This window comes from Corynebacterium sp. LK2590, from assembly GCF_040946105.1.
Taxonomy (GTDB): Bacteria; Actinomycetota; Actinomycetes; order Mycobacteriales; family Mycobacteriaceae; genus Corynebacterium.
The window spans coordinates 111,370-128,909 of the sequence record NZ_JAYWMH010000002.1; the positions used below are offsets into that span (position 1 = coordinate 111,370).

A 17,540-nucleotide genomic window follows, 5' to 3' on the forward strand; every position below is an offset into this window, starting at 1 on the left:
TCGAAGAGCAGGGACTAGTTCTTCTTGTCCTTCTTTTTCTTCTTATCCTGCTTGCCGCGCACGAGGTTGGCGGCCACGTCGGGGACGTACTTGAATTCCTCGCGGGCCGGGCGCTCGTATTCCTCTCCGTCGGAGGCCGGGCGCTGCGGGATTTCCGGCATCTCGCGCTCGATCTTCTGGTAGGGGATGGAGCTGAGCAGGTGCGAGATGACGTTGATGCGCGAGCGCTTCTTGTCCTCCGACTCGACGGTGTACCACGGCGCGGTGGGGGTGTCGGTGTGGATGAACATCGCGTCCTTGGCGCGCGAGTAGTCCTCCCAGCGGGTGATGGACTGCAGGTCCATCGGCGAGAGCTTCCAACGGCGCAGCGGATCGTTGCGGCGGGACTCGAAGCGGGCGATCTGCTCTTCGTCGGAGACGGAGAACCAGTACTTGCGCAGCATAATGCCGTCCTCGACGAGCATCTGCTCGAAGATCGGGGCCTGGTGCAGGAAGCGGACGTATTCCTGTTCCGTGCAAAAGCCCATGACGCGCTCGACGCCGGCGCGGTTGTACCAGGAGCGGTCGAAGATGACGATCTCGCCCGCGGTGGGCAGCTTCTCGATATAGCGCTGGAAGTACCACTGGCCGCGCTCCCGGGAGGTCGGGGCGGGAAGTGCCTCCACGCGGCAGGAGCGCGGGTTGAGGTACTGGGTGATCCGCTTGATCGCCGAGCCCTTGCCGGCGGCGTCGCGGCCTTCCATGATGATGACCACGCGGGCGCCGGTCTCGACGACCCACTGCTGCATGTCGACCAGCTCGGCCTGCAGGCGCTTGAGCTCGTCCTCGTAGGCCTTCTTGTTCAGCTTCGGCGGCTGGGTGGTCTTCGTGTCTTTCTTGCTCATAATTCAATCGTAGCCGCCGGGAGGCCGTGGGGAAAACCCATCAAAGATGAATATTAATCGGCGAAGACCGTGGTGTTTTCGATGTGGCCGAGGCCCTCAATCGCCACGCGCACGGTGTCGCCGTGGCCCAAGAACTGCTGCGGGTCGCGGGCGAAGCCGACGCCCTCCGGGGTGCCGGTGACGATGACGTCGCCGGGGTTGAGCGGGTAGAGGTGCGAGCAGAAGGAGACGAGCTCGGCGACCGGGAAAATCAGGTCGTCGGTGTTGTCGTCCTGGCGGGTCTCACCGTTGACCGTGGTGGTCAGCCGGGCGCCGGAACCCGGCGACCACTCATCCGCGGTGGTGAGCCACGGCCCGAAGCCGGAGCTGCGGTAGAAGGACTTGCCGGCGTGGAACTGCGTGGTCTGGCGTTGGAAATCGCGCAGGGTGTAGTCGTTCATGATGGCGTAGCCGGCCACGTGCGACAGCGCGCGGCTGCGATCGATGCGGTGCGCGCGGGTGCCGATGACCGCGGCGAGTTCGCCCTCGTAGTCGAGCTTGCTCTGCGCGTAGCCGGGGATGGACACGTCGCTGAAAGGCCCGGTGAGGGCGTCGGCGAATTTCACGAAGAGCGTGGGCTGGTCCGGCGCCTGCCGGCCCATCTCCCGGATGTGGCGGGCGTAGTTGAGGCCGACGCAGATGATCTTCTCGGGCTGCGGGATGACCGGGGCTAGATCCTCGTGGTCGAAGACGATGGGCTCGCCGGAGAGCTGGGCAGCCTTGCGCCAGTCGCCGCTGCGCAGGAGGGCGCCCACGTCCTCGTGGTCGAGCTCCACGCCGGTGTAGTCGCTGTCCACGCGGACGGTGGTCGTGCCGTACTGGGTCCTCAGGGTAGCTAGCCTCATAAAAGGTTATGTTAACGTGCGCAGCATCTCATCTACGGCATCGGCTGCGATGATCGGCACGTCCGCAGCCTCCTTCTTGGAAAACCGCGCCAGTACGAAGCTGGCCGGGTCCATGCGCCCGGGCGGGCGGCCGATGCCCACCGACAGGCGCTGGTAATCCTTCGTACCCAGGGACTTCGTGACCGAACGCAGACCGTTGTGGCCGTGGTCCCCGCCGCCCAGGCGCAGCCGTACGGCGCCGAAGTCCTGCTCCAGCTCGTCGTGAATAATAACGATGTCCGCCGGCTGAACGGAGAAATAATTCGCCAGCGCCTTGACCGCCCCGCCGGAGGTGTTCATGAACGTGCGGGGCTGGGCCAGGATGATACGCCGGGCGCCCAGGCGTCCCGGGGCGAGCTCGGCGATCTCCGCGTTGGTCTTCCGGTTGAGGCTTAGGCTGGCGGCCTGCGGCGTGGCCCGGCTGGCGAGCTCCGCGATGACCTCGTGGCCGATGTTGTGCCGGGTGCCGGTATATTTCGGACCCGGGTTGCCCAGGCCGACGATTAGCAGGGGAGCGTCACTCATGCCCACCATTGTGGCACAGGCATAAAGAAAGGCGGGCCGCCCCACGCACGTGGCGTGGAGGGCCCGCAGTAAGTCCCTAGCGAGGGGAGAGTGATTACTCCTCGTCCTCGGAGGAGGACTCGCCCTCGTCGACGGACTCGGCACCAGCGTCGGCGCCGCCTTCCTCAGCAGCCTCGGCGGCCTCCTCGAGCTCGGTGTCAACCTCCGGCTCGGAGATGGAGACGATGACGGTGTCGTCGTCGGCGACCAGGGTGGAGCCTTCCGGCATGGTCAGGTCGGCAGCGGTGACGACGGTGCCGTCCTCGGCGCCCTCGATGGAAACGACGATCTCTTCCGGAATGTTGAGTACGTCGGCCTCGATCATGATGACGTCGGCGTCCTGCAGGTACATCATGCCCGGAGCCGGCTCGCCCTCGACGGTGACCGGAACCTCGACCTCGACCTTCTCGCCGCGCTTAATGGACAGCAGGTCGATGTGGTCAACGTCCAGGGTCAGCACGTTCTGGTCGACGTGCTTAACCATGGTCAGGTGCTGCTGGCCGTCGATCTCCAGCTCGAGAACGGCGTTGACGCCGTGGTAACGCAGCAGGGTCTGGATTTCCAGCAGGCCAGCGGCGAAGTGGATCGGCTCGGTGTTGGAGCCGTAGATCACGCCGGGGATCTTCCACTCGCGGCGCAGGCGGCGAGCAGCACCCTTACCGAACTCGGTACGGGCTTCGGCCTTGATGACAGGGCGTTCGTTAGCCATTGTTTCTCCTTGTGAGTCGAATGTAGGTCGAAATAAAGTACACACGGCAAGGACTTGGCGTATAAATACGACTAAAGCCTGCCGATGGACGTCTTGGTCGAGTCACATCGCAGGCTTAAATAAGTGAAGCTTGGAATGTAGTTTTATCAATCGCGTCGATAACGGCCAACACCACGCGCGTGGTTAGTCAGCCCTCGCCGAGACAGATAGAAATCTAGCACGCGCGGCCCCGGCGACGCAATTTCCGTGCCCCGGGGAGCATGGTGCCTCGAGACACCATATACGCCTAGGAGTGCTGGTCACTCCTAGGAGTCCTGCTCGGAGGCCTTCTGCGGGCGCGCCGTGACGGGGGCTTCGGCCGCGGCATCGTTAGCCGCCTTGTCGGACGCGGCGATGGGGTTGCCGTCGGCGTCGTACCCGGTCGGGTCGGTCTTGCTGACGTAGCGCACCTGGCCGCGCTGGATGGGCTCGTAGCGCCCCTCCAGCCAGTCTTCATCCACCTCGTAGCCTTCGGCGCTGAACGGGTTGCTGGAGTCCGCGTCCAGCTCCGCGATGACCTCCTGGGAGACGGATTCGCGCAGCGGCTGGGAAGCCAGGTTGGAGTGGAAGATCTCGTGGGAGAGCTCGGTGCGCTGGGCGTTGCTGAACTTCTGCTTCGGGTCGATCATGCGCAGCACCAGGGAGCGGATCTTGTCGCGGCGGCGGGACTCGGCGGTGATGATGCCGCGGCCGCGGGCCAGCCAGGTGAAGATCAGCACGGCGATCATCACCAGGGCAACGTAGCCCATGATCGGGAAGACCGCGCCGACCAGGGTGGCGAAGTCCAGGAAGGACAGCACGTAGCCGACGATGACGATGACCACGAGGGTCAGGCGGAAACGCTGCGGGGCGTGCGTGGACACACGGCGGGAGAGGCTGTAGAAGTTGCCCAGCGCGGTCGAGAAAATCATGACGTAGATGACCAGCGAGGCGAACAGGCCCAGGGTGCTATTGACGTTGGTGATGATGCTCAGCGTCGGCAGGGCGTCCTCGTAGACGTCCGTGACGTTGAAGATCATGGCAACGACCATCATGACCAGCAGGACGCCGAAGAGCAGGCCGCCGATGATGCCGCCGCGGCCGGCGGTGCGCACGTCGGTGGTGTCGCCGCCCATGATGATGCCCATGGAGACGCCACCCATCATGGCGATACCGACGTAGTTGAAGGTCGAGACCCACCAGTTCGGCAGGGTGGTCTCCACGTTATCGATGCCGAACTGGCCCACGGCGGCGAGATCCGCCGGGGCGTTCATGAAGGAATAGACCGCGGCAATCACCAGCAGGGCAACCACGAACGGGGTGATAGAGCCCAGGGTGTTGGTGACCTTCTCGACGTTCATCATGCCGCAGATGATGACGGCGACGGCCATCAGCGTCGAGCCCACCCAGAGCGGCAGGCCGAACTGCTGGTTGAGGTTGGCGCCCGCACCGGCCAGCATGACGAAGGAAATACAAAACTGCGTGAAGGTGATGGAATAGTCCACGAAGCGGGCCAGGAACTTGCCGGACACGCTGGAAAAGACGCGGTCGTGGGAGGTCGCCTGGAAATAGCTCCCGTACTGCATGGCGATCATCGCCGCCAAGGGCATGAGCACCAGCGCGATGATGGCGCCGATGACACCCCACCAGCCGAAGGCGGCGTAGTACTACAACATCTCTTGGCCGGAGGCGAAGCCGGCGCCGACAGTACAACTGAAGTACGCCATTCCCAGCATGAGAGCCTTTTTCACAAAAAGTCCTTTCACGTTGAAATCTTTCAACAACAACGTAGAACTTTAGCGGCTGTGCTGGGCAAATGCTAGCCAGCGGTGTAGCCGCCATCCACCATGTGGGCGCTGCCAGTGATATAGGACGCGTCCGGGGACAGCAGGAAACGCACCAAGTGGGCCACCTCTTCCGGCTGGCCCAGGCGGCCCAGCGGGTGGGAATTGATGACGAGGTGCAGCGCCTCATCGTCCATGTCCTTGGCCAGGCGGGCGCCGCGCACATAGGCCGGGCACACGCAGTTAATGCGGATGGCCTTGGAGCCGTATTCCAGGGCGGCGCTCTTAGTCAGGCCCACCACGCCGTGGTTGGCGGCGGTGTAGGCGGAATTACCCGCCGAGGCGAAGGCGCCGTGCACGGAGGCGACGTTGACGATCGAGCACGTCGAGGTACGTTCCTGGTCCATGAACTGCTCGAGCTGGTAGCGCATGCCGTAGGCCACGGCGTTGAGGTTGCGGTCGATGAGCTGATCCCACTCGCTCACGGCGAATTCGCCGGTATGGTCGTCGCTGCCGCCGTAGCCGGGGCAGTTGACCGCCAGGTGCAGCGCGCCGTAGGTCTGGACGGCCAAGTCAACGGCGTCGCGGTGGGCGGCCTCCACGGTGGTGTCCATGACGTGGCCGGTGACCTCCGCGCCGGCGGCGCGGAGCTTCTCGACGAGCTGGCCGAGCAGCTGCGGGTCTTCGTCCGCGACAACGAGGCGAGCACCCCACTCGCTGAGTTCCTCGGCCACCGCGGCGCCGATTCCGTAGCCGGCCCCGATGACCAGGGCTACGGATCCGTCGAAATTAGAAAACCTACCCATGAGTGTCCTTCCTTGTGGTCGTGGCTCCCTCACCGTTGCGACCCACCGGAGCGTTTAGGCGTTCCGGCTCACGGTCGCAACGGGGGAGTTGCCTAGGGCACCCAGGGTAGTGATTTTTTCTTAGTCTTGCGGCTCAAACAGGGTAGTAACCGAGCCGTTTTCGAAGATCTCGTGGATCGTGCGGGCCAGCAGCGGCGCGATCGACAGGACCGTCAGGTTGGACCAGCCCTCGGTGGACTGCGGCAGGGTATCGGTCGTGATGACCTCCTCCGCGCCGCACTCCGACAGGCGCTCACGGGCCGGATCGGAGAAGACACCGTGGGTACAGGCGATGATGACCTTGCGGGCGCCGGCCTCCTTGAGGACGCGGACCGCGCCGGCGATGGTGCCGCCGGTATCAATCATGTCATCCAGCAGGATGCAGTCGTGGCCCTCGACGTCACCGACGACGCGGTTGGACACGGTCTGGTTGGCCACCTCGGTGGAGCGGGTCTTGTGGACGAAGGCCAGCGGGGCGTCGCCCAGCTCGTGGGCCCACTTCTCGGCGACCTTGACGCGGCCGGCGTCCGGGGAGACCACGGTGATGTTGTCCGTGGGGTAGGTCTTCTTGATGTAGTCGGTCAGGATCGGCATGGCGTGCATGTGATCGACCGGGCCGTCGAAGAAGCCCTGGATCTGGTCGGTGTGCAGGTCGACGGAGACGATACGGTCTGCGCCGGCGGCCTGCAGGAGGTCGGCGACCAGGCGGGCGGAGATGGGCTCGCGGCCGCGGTGCTTCTTGTCCTGTCGCGCGTAAGGGTAGAACGGCAGGATAGCGGTAATGCGCTTGGCGGAACCGCGCTTGAGCGCATCGATCATGATGAGCTGTTCCATCAGCCACTTGTTCAGCGGCTGGGTGTGGGACTGCATGACGAAGCAGTCGGCACCACGCACGGATTCCTCGAAGCGAATAAAGATTTCGCCGTTCGCGAAGTCGCGGGCGGTGGTGGGGACTAGGTCCGTCTTGAGCTCCTTGGCTACGGCCTCAGCCAGATCCGGGTGTGCGCGCCCGGAAAACAGCTTCATGTTTTTGCTGCTGCCAGTGATTTTGCCAGTCATAGCGAGTTAAAAACCCTTCTTATTTGTGGTCGCCGTTATGTGGTTCGTCTTGCGCACGGGCTGCCGCCTCCGCCGCCGGGGTACCCGGCCGCTTCTTCTGCACCCAGCCCTCGATGTTGCGCTGCTTGCCACCAGAGACAACGAGTGCTCCTGCCGGAACATCGTCCTTGATTACTGTACCCGCTCCGGAATACACGCCGTCACCGACCGTCACCGGAGCAATAAACATGGTGTCCGAGCCGGTGCGGACGTAGTCGCCCACGGTGGTGTGGTGCTTGTTGACGCCGTCGTAATTGACGAAGACGGAGGAGGCACCGATGTTGGATTCGCGGCCGACGGTCGCGTCCCCGATATAGGTCAGGTGCGGCACCTTGGAGCCCGGCCCGATGTGGGCCTTCTTGGCCTCGACGAAGCCGCCCAGCTTGCCCTTTTCGCCGAGGATGACGCCGGGGCGGATGTAGGTGAACGGCCCGACGGTGGCCTCGGTGCCGATGACCGAACCCTCGCCGTGGGCGCGGATGACGCTGGCGCCGGCTCCTACCTGCATGTCGGTCAGGGTGGTATCGGGGCCGACCACGGCGTTGTCGCCGATGGAGGTAGTACCCCACAGCTGGGTGCCGGGGTGGATGGTCACGTCTTGGCCGATGGTCACGCCTACACCAATCCAGGTGGTCTCCGGATCCACCACGGTGGCGCCACCGCGCATGGCCGCTTCCACCAGGCGGCGGTTGAGCTCGCGGCCGGCGGCGGCCAGCTGGATCCGGTCGTTGACGCCGGCAAGCTCCGCCGGATCCGGGGCGCGGAAGGCGCCGACTGACTGGCCGTCCTCGCGGGCGATCTCCAACACGTCGGTGATGTAGAGCTCGCCCTGGGCGTTGTTGGTGTCCAGGCGGGTCAGGGCGGAGCGCAGCGTGGCGGCGTCGAAGGCGAAGACGCCGGAGTTGACCTCGCGGATAGCGCGCTGCGCGTCGCTGGCGTCCTTGTGCTCGACGATGGCCTGCACGGAGCCATCCTCGGCGCGCTCGATGCGGCCGTAGCCGGTGGGATCGTCCAGCTCCATCGACAGCACGGTGACCGCGTTGCCGGCCTCCTGGTGTGCGGCGCGCAACCCGTCGATGGTCTCGGCGCGCAGCAGCGGGACGTCGGCGTTGGTGACGATGACGGTGCCCTCGAAGTCCGGTAGCGGTTCCAGGCCGCACTGCACGGCGTGGCCGGTACCGTTTTGTTCTTCCTGGACCGCCTGCAGGATCTCCCGGCCGAGCTCCTCAGCGAGGCTATCGACGGCGGGGGAGACCTGGTCACGCTGGTGGCCGACGACGGCCACGAGGTGCTCGGGCTCCAGGCCGGCGGCGGCGTGCAGGCTATGGCCCAGAAGGGTGCGGCCGCCGATGCTGTGCAAAGTCTTTTGCGTTGCAGACTTCATGCGGGTGCCAGCGCCGGCGGCGAGAACGATGACGGCTACGGGTTGCGGACTTGCCACGTGGGGAACTCTCCAAAATCTTAATCGGCGAAAGTGCAATAAGTTTTTCGCTAAACATCATATAGCGGAGCGCGCCCAGCCGCGTTCTTTTGAGCAGACACGTTGGAGCGATCCGCGGCGTTGTACACACAAAGTCCTACGCCGAGACGTCTTCCAGCTGGCGGGCCCGCCACACGCCGATGGCGCCGACGATGGCCAAAAAGAGCAGCGCAACCGAGGGCCCGGCCAGGGCGATAAGTGCGGAGATGCCGCCGACAATGAGCAGCATGACGCCCATCATCGTGTTGGCCGCGCCCACGTACTGGGTGCGCTGATCGCCCTCGGCCATGTCCACCACGTAGGTCTTGCGGGCCACGCGGATGGCGGTGTGGGCCAGGGTGACCACGAAGAAGCCGGCGGGCAGCAGCCACTGGTTGACTGCAGCGGGCAGGGTGGCATCCGCAGCCACGATAAGAACCAGGACCACGGAGGCCACCGCGGCGCCGCCGGCCATCACGTTGCGGGACGACTTGTCGGAGAAGACCCCGGAGACCCGCCCGCCGATGAGCGAGGCCACGCCGGAGGCCAACAGGAACGAGCCCAGGCCGCCGAGCAGCGTATCGCCGTTGCGCTGGGCCAGGGTGACGATAAACGTGGTCGAGAGTGCGGAGACCAACAGCAGGGAGCGGACGTTGACGAACTGCCGAAAGCGGCTGTCTTCGGTATACAGATTCCAGGTGTCGCGCCACCAGGACTGGGCCGGCGGCTGCTGGGTCTCCTCCGTGACCGGCTCCTCGATGCCGCGGAATACCAGGGTGGCCACCGCCCAGGTCAGCGAGCCGGCGACCACCAACAGGCCCAGCGCCCACTGCGGCAGGTGCCCGGTGAACACGAGGAAGATGCCAACGATGAGGGTGGCGCCGCCGCCGACGGCGGTAGCCCGGCCGGTGACCTCGCCGCGGGTGCCCTTAGAAATCGTGCGGCCCTGGACGTCCTTGCCCGCGATGGAGCACAGGGCCCGAAAGACGGACAGCGCCGCGAGCGCCAGCAACACCCCGGCGCCCAGCAACCAGCCGCGGGCGACGATGATGACCAGCCCGATGAGGAAAGCGGAAACGGCCTGGCCGACCGATCCGATCATCCACAGCTTCTTGCGGCTGTTGTGCGTGGTCACCCAGGGGGTCAGCGCTGCCTGCGGCAGCATCGAACCGGACTCGCGGAAGGGCACCAGCAAGGCGGTGAAGAAATGGGGAACGCCCGCGGCCTGGAACGCCCACGGCAGCACCGTCTTGGCGGAGACCACCTGGTCGCCGAGGTTTTGCAGACCGTTTGCCCAGACGAAACGCCGCGCGTTGTGGGATTCCCTATTCTTGTTTTGCATGGTGCTGAGCCTATTGGACGGCGAAAATTTTGGGTAGTAAGGACGGCCTCGCTGCGGCCCGCGAAGCGAGAACTTCAGCTCGGCGGAACAAGCTCGTCCGGTGTGAGATTGTGCGCGGCGGCGCCAACACGGGACAGGTGGCGAGGCCGGTGGCCTAGGCTGGAGGGAGTATCAATTGTTCACGGTGTTGTGAAGGCAAAGGTGATTGTTTATGCCCGCTCGTGCCCATGTGCACCGCCCGTTCAACCGGCGAATGTTTTTCCGCGGCACGCTCGTCGCCGCCCTGGGCGCTGCGGCGGCCCCCGCGCTGGCGGCGTGCTCTGATAGCCAGTCCAGCCAGCAGCCCGCACCGCGCGGCTACGACGGCGACCTGCGCGAGCTGGCCATCCCGCCGCTCTATGAAGGCTCGCTGGAGGGTACAACCCGCACGTTCAACCTGCAGGCCCAGGCCGGCCATGCCGAGATCCTGCCCGGCCAGCCGCGCACGCGGACCTGGGGGTTCAACGGCGATTACCTGGGCCCGACGCTGCGCGCCAAGAAGGGCGAGGAGGTCAAGGTCCGCGTAGATAACAACCTGCCGGAGATGACCACCGTCCACTGGCACGGGATGAAGCTGCCGGCGTATGCCGACGGCGGCCCGCACTCGCCCATCGAACCGGGGGAGAGCTGGGAGCCGTCCTGGACGGTGGCGCAGCCTGCCGCCACGGTGTGGTACCACCCGCACCCGCACGGGCAGACCGCCGTGCAGGCCTACCGCGGGCTGGCTGGCATGTTCATCCTGGACGACGAGGTCTCCGAATCGCTGGAAATCCCGCACGACTACGGGGTGGACGATATCCCGGTCGTCATCTGCGATCTCAAATTCACTGACGACGACCAGTTGGACAACCGGATCGATGACACACTAGGCCTGATGGGTACCACTCCGGTGGTAAACGGCCAGACCAACTGCTTTTTCCAGGCCACCACGCGCCGGGTGCGGCTGCGTTTCTTAAACGGCGCGACCATGCGTTTCTACACGCTCAGCCTGGACAACGACGCTCCCTTCCAGGTCATCGCCACGGACTCCGGACTGTTGGGCGCGCCGGTGGAGGCCGACGACATTCTGCTCGGCCCCGGTGAGCGCGTCGAGGCCCTAGTGGACCTGGCCCCGGGCGAGGAAATCAAGCTTGTCTCCCACCCGCGCGAGGACCGTTTCGGCATCCCCGAAAACGGCGAGTACACCGTGGACTTCGGCTTCCAGGACTCCTTCGACCTGCTGACCCTGCGCGGCCCCCAGGATGACGCGCCGGAAGCCCCGGCGCTGCCGGCAAAGCTCGACCCGGCCGCGGACAAGACGCCCGATTCGGACGGGCTGAAGGAGCGCACGTTCGTGCTCAATACCTTCCTTATTAATGGCGAGTCTATGGACATGGCCCGCGTGGACGAGGTCATTGAACACGACAAGCCGGAAATCTGGCACGTGGAAAACGAAAACGCGGACTGGCCGCACAACTTCCACATCCACAACTCCCGCTTCAAGATCCTGGACTTCAACGGGCAGGGGATTGAGGTTCCGACCCAGGGATGGAAGGACACCATCGACCTTCCGCCGAAGGCGACGGCGACCCTTCTGGTGGAATTTGGCTATTACCCAGACCCGACCATCCCTTATATGTTCCACTGCCACATGCTCCTGCACGAGGACGAGGGCATGATGGGGCAGTTCGTCGTGGTCGAGCCCGGCGACGAGCCCGACGTGCGCGTGAATCCGGCGGCGATGACCTTCGATGAGCACGCCGGGCACTCGTCCAACCACGCCCAGCACGGCTCTATCGATGCCTCCCGCAGCCCCTACGCGCCGACCAATCAGGCCCAGCCCGCGGCTGGTGCGAACGAGCCGGCGCCGCGCGGCAACCCCGGCGGGCACCAGTCCAATCTGGACGCCAAGTAGCCAGCACAGCAGGCAAAGGGCATCCGGGCGGGGTTGGGCTCCGCGCGGTTGCCTATTGTGGAAAGCATGCACGACGTCGATCCGCTCATCTCCACCCTCTATCAAGTCTTTGATCTGATCGGGGTGGTCCTCAACGGCATCATCGGCGGGACGATTGCCCGCAAGCGGGAATTCGACATCGTGGGCTTCATCTTCCTCGCGCTGTTTTCGGCCTTGGCCGGCGGCATGATGCGCGACATGCTCATCGGGGCGGGCGCGGCCGCCGCTGTGTCCGACCCGGCCTACCTGGGGCTGGCCTGCGTGGGCGCGCTGGTGGCGTTCTTGACCGATCTCAAGGGCAAAGTCTGGGAGATCTTCAAGGTCCACGGCGACGCCATCATCTTGGGCGTGTGGTCCACGACTGGGTGCGTCAAGGCGCTCTCCCACGGGATGCCGCTGATTGCCTGCGTGTTCATGGGCGTGCTGACCGCCGTGGGTGGGGGAATGATTCGTGACATCGCTTCGGGGCAGATTCCAGGCATCTTCGGCGGCAGCCCGCTCTATGCCGTGCCCGCCATTATTACGGGGGTGGTCATGGTGGGCTTTTCCATCTCCGGATTCCAGGCGCTCGGCATGTTGGTGGCGCCGCTGGTGGGCACGGGCCTGGCGGTGCTGGCCTACTGGCGCGGGTGGGTGCTGGCCCGCCCGGGTCGCGCGCCCGTGAACTACACCGCGGAACACATGGCGCAGTTCGTGCGGCGCGCCGGAAACCGCTGGTGGGGGCAGCGCCGCAAGTAATCGCGCGCTCGCGGTCGTGATAAAAGGCCTGAAGCTGATAAAAATTACTCTGCAATTTCCGCTAAAGGGCTGAAAAAATCTTTGTCATTCGTGCAAAAAGGGCGGTTTTGCACGCAGTTAAACGGTACTACCGTATCGCTATAGGGCGATAAACCTGCTGGGTACGCCGTATTTCTGAGTGTTTGGTCACATTGCAGTCATTTTCTTGGGTTTTGCAGCAAATTTATTTGCACAACCCTCGGGGGAGGGATAAAGTTACAACTAACACGAAAGGGAAATCGAGTGGCAGCCGTCACAAGGGTTCCAGATGGCAGTCCCACCCGAGTCCTGAAAGTGGCTCACATATCGCACTACTGGGAGAGACAACAATGTCCACAATCATCAACCCGCAGAACGCCGCCGGTTCAGAATCCGGCTCTGGCGATTCGCAGGCCGTCAACGCAAAGAACACGGCCACCCTTCTTGCCGACGAAAAGCCCACCGTCGATCCTCGCGGTTGGCACAAGACCGACACGGTCTGGATGCTGAGCCTGTTCGGTACCGCAATTGGTGCCGGCGTCCTCTTCCTCCCGATCAACGCCGGCCAGGGCGGCATCATCCCGCTCATCATCATGACGCTGGTTGCGTTCCCGATGACCTTCATGGCCCACCGCGCGCTGACCCGCTTCATGCTTTCTAGCTCCAACCCGGACGCTGACCTGACCCAGGTGGTCGAGGAGCACTTCGGCCCGAAGGCCGGCATGGCCATGACCATCCTGTACTTCCTGTCGGTGTACCCGATTCTGCTGGTCTACTCGGTCACCATCGTCAACACGGTCTCCAGCTTCATGCAGCACCAGCTGGGCATTGAGCCTCCGTCACGCTGGCTCCTGTCGGCCATCCTGGTCGGCGGCCTCATCCTGATTGTCCGCATGGGCAACGACTTCGTGGTTAAGGCCATGTCCGTCCTGGTCTTCCCGTTCATCGCCATCCTGGTCCTGCTGTCCCTGTACCTCATCCCGAACTGGTCGGGCGCCCTGTTCAGCACCTTCGACATGAGCGAGATTTCCCGCGTCTCCGGCCACGGCCTGGGCGTTACCCTGCTGCTGCTGGTCCCGGTCATGGTCTTCTCCTTCAACCACTCGCCGATTATCTCCTCCTTCGCCAAGGCAAAGCGCCAGGAGTACGGTGCAGCTGCCGATAAGAAGACCGGCCAGGTCCTGGCCGCCGCTGAGGCCCTCATGGTCGGCGTGGTTATGTTCTTCGTCTTCAGCTGCGCGCTGTCCCTGTCCCCGGAGAACGTCGCAGAGGCCAAGGAACAGAACATCACCATCCTGTCCTACCTGGCTAACCACTTCGATGACCCGATTATCGCTTGGGTCGCCCCGATTGTCGCCATCATCGCCGTCGCCAAGTCCTTCCTGGGTCACTACCTCGGTGCGGCCGAAGGCTTCGAAGGCATCGTCGTGAAGTCCTCCGGCGGCCGCCTGGAGCGCAACAAGGCTCTGGAAACCGGCACCCTCATCTTCATGCTGGTCTCCGCTTGGCTGGTTGCTTGGGCTAACCCGTCCATCCTGGGCATGATTGAAACCCTGTGTGGCCCGACGATTGCCATCCTGCTCTTCCTGATGCCGCAGTACGCCATCCACAAGATTGACGCCCTGAAGAAGTTCCGCGGAAACTTCGGCAACTACTTCATCACCGTCATCGGCATCGTGGCCGTAGCCACCATCGTCTACAACATCATCCAGGTCTTCTAAGACCACTTCCTCCGCCCCCACTTCGGTACTCCCACTACGGGAATAGGAAAACTTCGGAAAGGTAATCCAGCCATGTTCGTCAGTATCTTTGAAATGTTCAAGATTGGTATCGGGCCCTCTAGCTCCCACACCCTGGGGCCAATGAAGGCCGGCCGCCAGTTCGTCGATGAACTCGAGCGCGCCGAAATCATCGACCGGGTCGACCGCATCCACGCCGAGGTCTACGGCTCCCTGTCCCTGACGGGCAAGGGCCACGCCACCGACGACGCCATCATCATGGGCGTGGCTGGCAACGAGCCGGAGACCGTCGACATCGACGAAATGCCGGTCTTCCTGGCCAAGGTACGCGCCACGAACAAGCTGGAAATCGGCTCGGCCCAGCGCATGGTCGACTTCGACGACATCGTCTTCCGCTCCGACTTCCACCCGGCACACGAGAACACCATGTCCCTGACCGCCTACAACGGCGACGAGGTCGTCATGGAGAAGTTCTACTGTTCCATCGGTGGCGGCTTCATCGTCGAGGCTGAGGAAGTCGGCGGCGCCTGCGCTCCGCACCAGCCGGTACCGTACGCATACCCGACCGCCGCGGCCCTGCTCGACCTGTGCCGCCGCCACGACCTGTCCATCCCGGAGCTGGCCATGGCCAACGAGATTGAGGCCCACGGCGAAGAGGCAGTGCGCGAACACATGGCCAAGGTCTGGGAGGTCATGAAGGAGGGCATCCAGCGCGGCATCACCACCGAGGGCACCCTGCCGGGCAAGCTCCACGTTCCCCGCCGCGCAGCGGTCCTGTACAAGCGCCTGACGGAGAAGCCGAACGGCGGCAACGACCCGCTGAGCGCCATGAGCTGGCTCAACGTCTACGGCCTGGCCGTCAACGAGGTCAACGCCTCCGGTGGCCGCGTGGTTACCGCCCCGACCAATGGTGCCTGCGGCATCGTCCCGGCCGTGCTGGCTTACTACGACAAGTTCGTCGCCCCGGTCGACGAGGACACCTACCGCGACTACTTCCTGACCTGTACCCAGGTGGGCGCCCTGTTCAAGATGAACGCCTCCATCTCCGGCGCTGAGGTTGGTTGCCAGGGCGAGGTCGGCGTGGCCTGCTCGATGGCTGCTGCCGGTCTGGCACAGCTGATGGGTGGCACCCCGGAGCAGGTGTGCGCCGCTGCCGAAATCGGCATGGAGCACAACCTGGGCCTGACCTGCGACCCGGTCTGCGGCCAGGTGCAGGTGCCCTGCATCGAGCGCAACGCGGTCGGCGCCGTCAAGGCCGTCAACGCGGCCCGCATGGCCCTGGAGCGCGAGTCCGACCCGACCGTGTCCCTGGACAACGTCATTGAGACCATGTACCAGACCGGTAAGGACATGAACTCCAAGTACCGGGAGACCTCCGAGGGCGGTCTGGCCACCGTTCTCTTCCCCCGACTGCTGCCTTGCAGCTAAACTTACGGTAAGCGTAAGAAAAATCACAGCAAAATATTGAGCCCCTACCAGAGATAAGGAACGCGGACATGCACACGGCATTGAAAGACCTCATCACCTCCGCACCGGTGAAAGACACGGCCGACCTGCATGCCCGCTACGTTCCCCTGGTTGAGTTCATGGGCCAGGCGATGGGCCCCAACTGTGAGGTTGTCCTGCACGACCTGACCGTGCCGGATGAGTCCATCATCGCCATCGTTAACAGCCACATCAGTGGCCGTAAGGTCGGCGGCCCGGTCACGGACTTCGCCCTGTGGTTCATGAAGCAAGGTTCCCACGACTCCATTCCGTTCGTGGCGGGCTACCGCTCAGTAAACGCCGTCGGCCGAATCTGCCGTTCGTCCAGCTACTTCATCCGGGATGAGTCCAATGAACTCATCGGGATGGTCTGCGTGAACGTTGACATCACCGAGCTCGTCAACGTGCAGCGCCTAGCTGGCAGCCTCATCGGGGAATCCCGCGACAGCGCTGCCGAGGGAGCTCCCATGCCGACCACGGCCGAGGCCAAGCGCCGGGCGGTAGAGCTCGCGCAAGCCACGAGCGCTGCGGCCGTCTCCAACGCAACCAACACCGGTTCGGACGAGGCAGAGGAAGAAAACCACCACTCCCTGGAAAGCTTGCGGACCAACCTGGAGTCTCTGTTGGAATCCATGCTGGATACCGCACTAGAAAAGCAAGGCGCTGCGCCAAACCAGATGCGTCGAGACGAGCGTCTGGAGGTCGTTGCGGACCTTGAAGAAGCAGGCTTCTTCCTGCTCAAAGGTGGAATCGCCGCAGCCGCGGAGCGTCTGGAAGTCTCCGAGCCCACTGTGTACCGCGACCTCGTGAAGGTCCGCAGCTAACGCAGCTCAGAGCTGCGATATGGAAGCGCCCCCGCAGGTGACCTGATGGTTACTTGCGGGGGCGTTTTTAGCGATCTAGTGGGTCATTAGACCTCGCCGCCTAGGTAGACGGGCACGCCGTGCTTGCGCATCGCGAGCTCGCAGGTGCGCTGCTCCCAGCCCAGGCTGCGGCCGACGAGCTGCTGTTCCGACTCGGTGCTCGGGTAGACGACGATCGTCTCCTGGTAGTGCAGTTCGCTGAGCTCGGCCGCGTCCTTGTCCATGCGAGCAAAAAGGCCGCACACGTCTTCGCGGATCCCCATCGGGATGCCCATGGTCCCGGCGATCCAGCGGGCGTAGGTGCGCGGGGCGACGCTGAGCGCGTGCGCCATGCCGGCATTGTCCAAACCCAGCAGGTGCTGGGATGCCTTGAGTTCGCCGCGGGTGATGGAGACGGGAGTCTCAGTTACCTCGTACTTGACGTCCGGCGCGCCCCAGACGTGGATGGCCAACTCACACAGGATATCCGAGTTCAGTGGGCGCGGGTCGTTGATCTCTGCGAGCTCGTCCTCGTCCAATACGGACTCATCGAGAGGGGAGACCGCGTGGACCTGGTCTATCCAGCAGTCCATATTTATGCCCTGGTACAAGGCCTCGTCGATGAGCTTCTTGCGCACTTCCGGGAGCGTCTCGCCCCAGACCTCCAAGTCGTAGTCGAACTGGGTCGCGCTGATGATATAGGTCATGTCTTAACTCTCGGTCAAAGATGAGGGGAGTGGGTTTCCAGAACTGTGTGAAGCGCCCGCGGTCCCACTCAGGAAATGCGGGAATCCGCACCTGTGGCAGTGACGAGTGTGGTGGTGAGGTGTTGGGTGAAGACACTAGTCTTGTGCATGTCGGACTCTCTTCCATGTTCGATGGCCGGGACCTTTCCCTTGCCGTCTGATCTCGAGCTTATGCGTCGGCCAGATTCTTGTCTAGTGCTAGACACGGTGAGTGGGGTACGAGAAAGTCCACCGCGAAAAACAGAAAATAGCCCCAGAAAGTTTGGGCCGGTTGGACGTCGGATTGGTAAAAACCCGCCCCACCAGTGGAAACCGGTCGGGGCGGGTAAACGAAAAGCTTCCCCACTAGGACTCGAACCTAGAATGACGGTACC

15 protein-coding genes are annotated in these 17,540 nt (G+C 63.9%); 5 read left to right on the top strand and 10 right to left on the bottom strand.

Features of this window, described 5'->3' with window-relative positions:
• Nucleotides 1-14: 14 nt before the first annotated feature.
• The 9 genes from ppk2 to VVR85_RS03240 form a co-directional block, all read right to left on the bottom strand.
• A complete protein-coding gene (gene ppk2, locus VVR85_RS03200) occupies nucleotides 15-884 on the bottom strand; it encodes a polyphosphate kinase 2 (protein WP_368519522.1) in 870 nt (289 codons plus the stop codon).
• Nucleotides 885-937: 53 nt separating this feature from the next.
• Nucleotides 938-1,768 (bottom strand): fumarylacetoacetate hydrolase family protein, encoded by an 831-nt coding sequence (locus tag VVR85_RS03205; protein WP_368519523.1) that lies wholly within the window; start codon nucleotides 1,766-1,768, stop codon nucleotides 938-940.
• A gap of 6 nt (nucleotides 1,769-1,774) precedes the next feature.
• Nucleotides 1,775-2,332, bottom strand: a complete 558-nt coding sequence (gene pth, locus VVR85_RS03210) for an aminoacyl-tRNA hydrolase (RefSeq protein WP_368519524.1) — start codon at nucleotides 2,330-2,332, stop codon at nucleotides 1,775-1,777.
• A 94-nt stretch (nucleotides 2,333-2,426) separates the two neighbouring features.
• Nucleotides 2,427-3,080 carry a 50S ribosomal protein L25/general stress protein Ctc gene (locus VVR85_RS03215; RefSeq protein ID WP_368519525.1) on the bottom strand — a complete coding sequence of 218 codons (654 nt, stop codon included), beginning with the start codon at nucleotides 3,078-3,080 and terminating at the stop codon, nucleotides 2,427-2,429.
• A 305-nt stretch (nucleotides 3,081-3,385) separates the two neighbouring features.
• Nucleotides 3,386-4,714, bottom strand: coding sequence for a hypothetical protein (locus VVR85_RS03220; RefSeq protein WP_368519526.1), 1,329 nt, complete (start codon nucleotides 4,712-4,714; stop codon nucleotides 3,386-3,388).
• A gap of 203 nt (nucleotides 4,715-4,917) precedes the next feature.
• Entirely contained in the window at nucleotides 4,918-5,688 is a 771-nt protein-coding gene (locus VVR85_RS03225) for an SDR family NAD(P)-dependent oxidoreductase (protein ID WP_368519527.1), read from the bottom strand.
• A gap of 120 nt (nucleotides 5,689-5,808) precedes the next feature.
• On the bottom strand, nucleotides 5,809-6,786 hold the full coding sequence (locus VVR85_RS03230; RefSeq protein WP_368519528.1) for a ribose-phosphate diphosphokinase: 978 nt from the start codon (nucleotides 6,784-6,786) through the stop codon (nucleotides 5,809-5,811).
• Between the two features lie 19 nt (nucleotides 6,787-6,805).
• Nucleotides 6,806-8,266, bottom strand: a complete 1,461-nt coding sequence (glmU, locus tag VVR85_RS03235; RefSeq protein WP_368519529.1) for a bifunctional UDP-N-acetylglucosamine diphosphorylase/glucosamine-1-phosphate N-acetyltransferase GlmU — start codon at nucleotides 8,264-8,266, stop codon at nucleotides 6,806-6,808.
• Between the two features lie 136 nt (nucleotides 8,267-8,402).
• Nucleotides 8,403-9,626: an MFS transporter gene (locus VVR85_RS03240; RefSeq protein ID WP_368519530.1), complete on the bottom strand. Its 1,224-nt coding sequence runs from the start codon at nucleotides 9,624-9,626 to the stop codon at nucleotides 8,403-8,405.
• A gap of 211 nt (nucleotides 9,627-9,837) precedes the next feature.
• Between VVR85_RS03240 and VVR85_RS03245 the strand changes: the two genes are divergently transcribed.
• From VVR85_RS03245 to VVR85_RS03265, 5 genes are all read left to right on the top strand, one after another.
• A complete protein-coding gene (locus VVR85_RS03245; RefSeq protein ID WP_368519531.1) occupies nucleotides 9,838-11,559 on the top strand; it encodes a multicopper oxidase family protein in 1,722 nt (573 codons plus the stop codon).
• A 66-nt stretch (nucleotides 11,560-11,625) separates the two neighbouring features.
• Nucleotides 11,626-12,336, top strand: a complete 711-nt coding sequence (locus VVR85_RS03250) for a trimeric intracellular cation channel family protein (protein ID WP_368519532.1) — start codon at nucleotides 11,626-11,628, stop codon at nucleotides 12,334-12,336.
• A 368-nt stretch (nucleotides 12,337-12,704) separates the two neighbouring features.
• Entirely contained in the window at nucleotides 12,705-14,075 is a 1,371-nt protein-coding gene (locus VVR85_RS03255) for an HAAAP family serine/threonine permease (protein ID WP_368519533.1), read from the top strand.
• Nucleotides 14,076-14,147: 72 nt separating this feature from the next.
• Nucleotides 14,148-15,521 (top strand): L-serine ammonia-lyase, encoded by a 1,374-nt coding sequence (locus VVR85_RS03260; RefSeq protein ID WP_368519534.1) that lies wholly within the window; start codon nucleotides 14,148-14,150, stop codon nucleotides 15,519-15,521.
• A gap of 68 nt (nucleotides 15,522-15,589) precedes the next feature.
• Entirely contained in the window at nucleotides 15,590-16,402 is an 813-nt protein-coding gene (locus VVR85_RS03265) for a transcriptional regulator (RefSeq protein WP_368519535.1), read from the top strand.
• Between the two features lie 86 nt (nucleotides 16,403-16,488).
• Here VVR85_RS03265 and VVR85_RS03270 read toward each other — a convergent pair whose 3' ends face one another.
• Nucleotides 16,489-17,127, bottom strand: a complete 639-nt coding sequence (locus VVR85_RS03270; protein ID WP_368519536.1) for a hypothetical protein — start codon at nucleotides 17,125-17,127, stop codon at nucleotides 16,489-16,491.
• Between the last annotated feature and the right edge of the window lie 413 nt (nucleotides 17,128-17,540).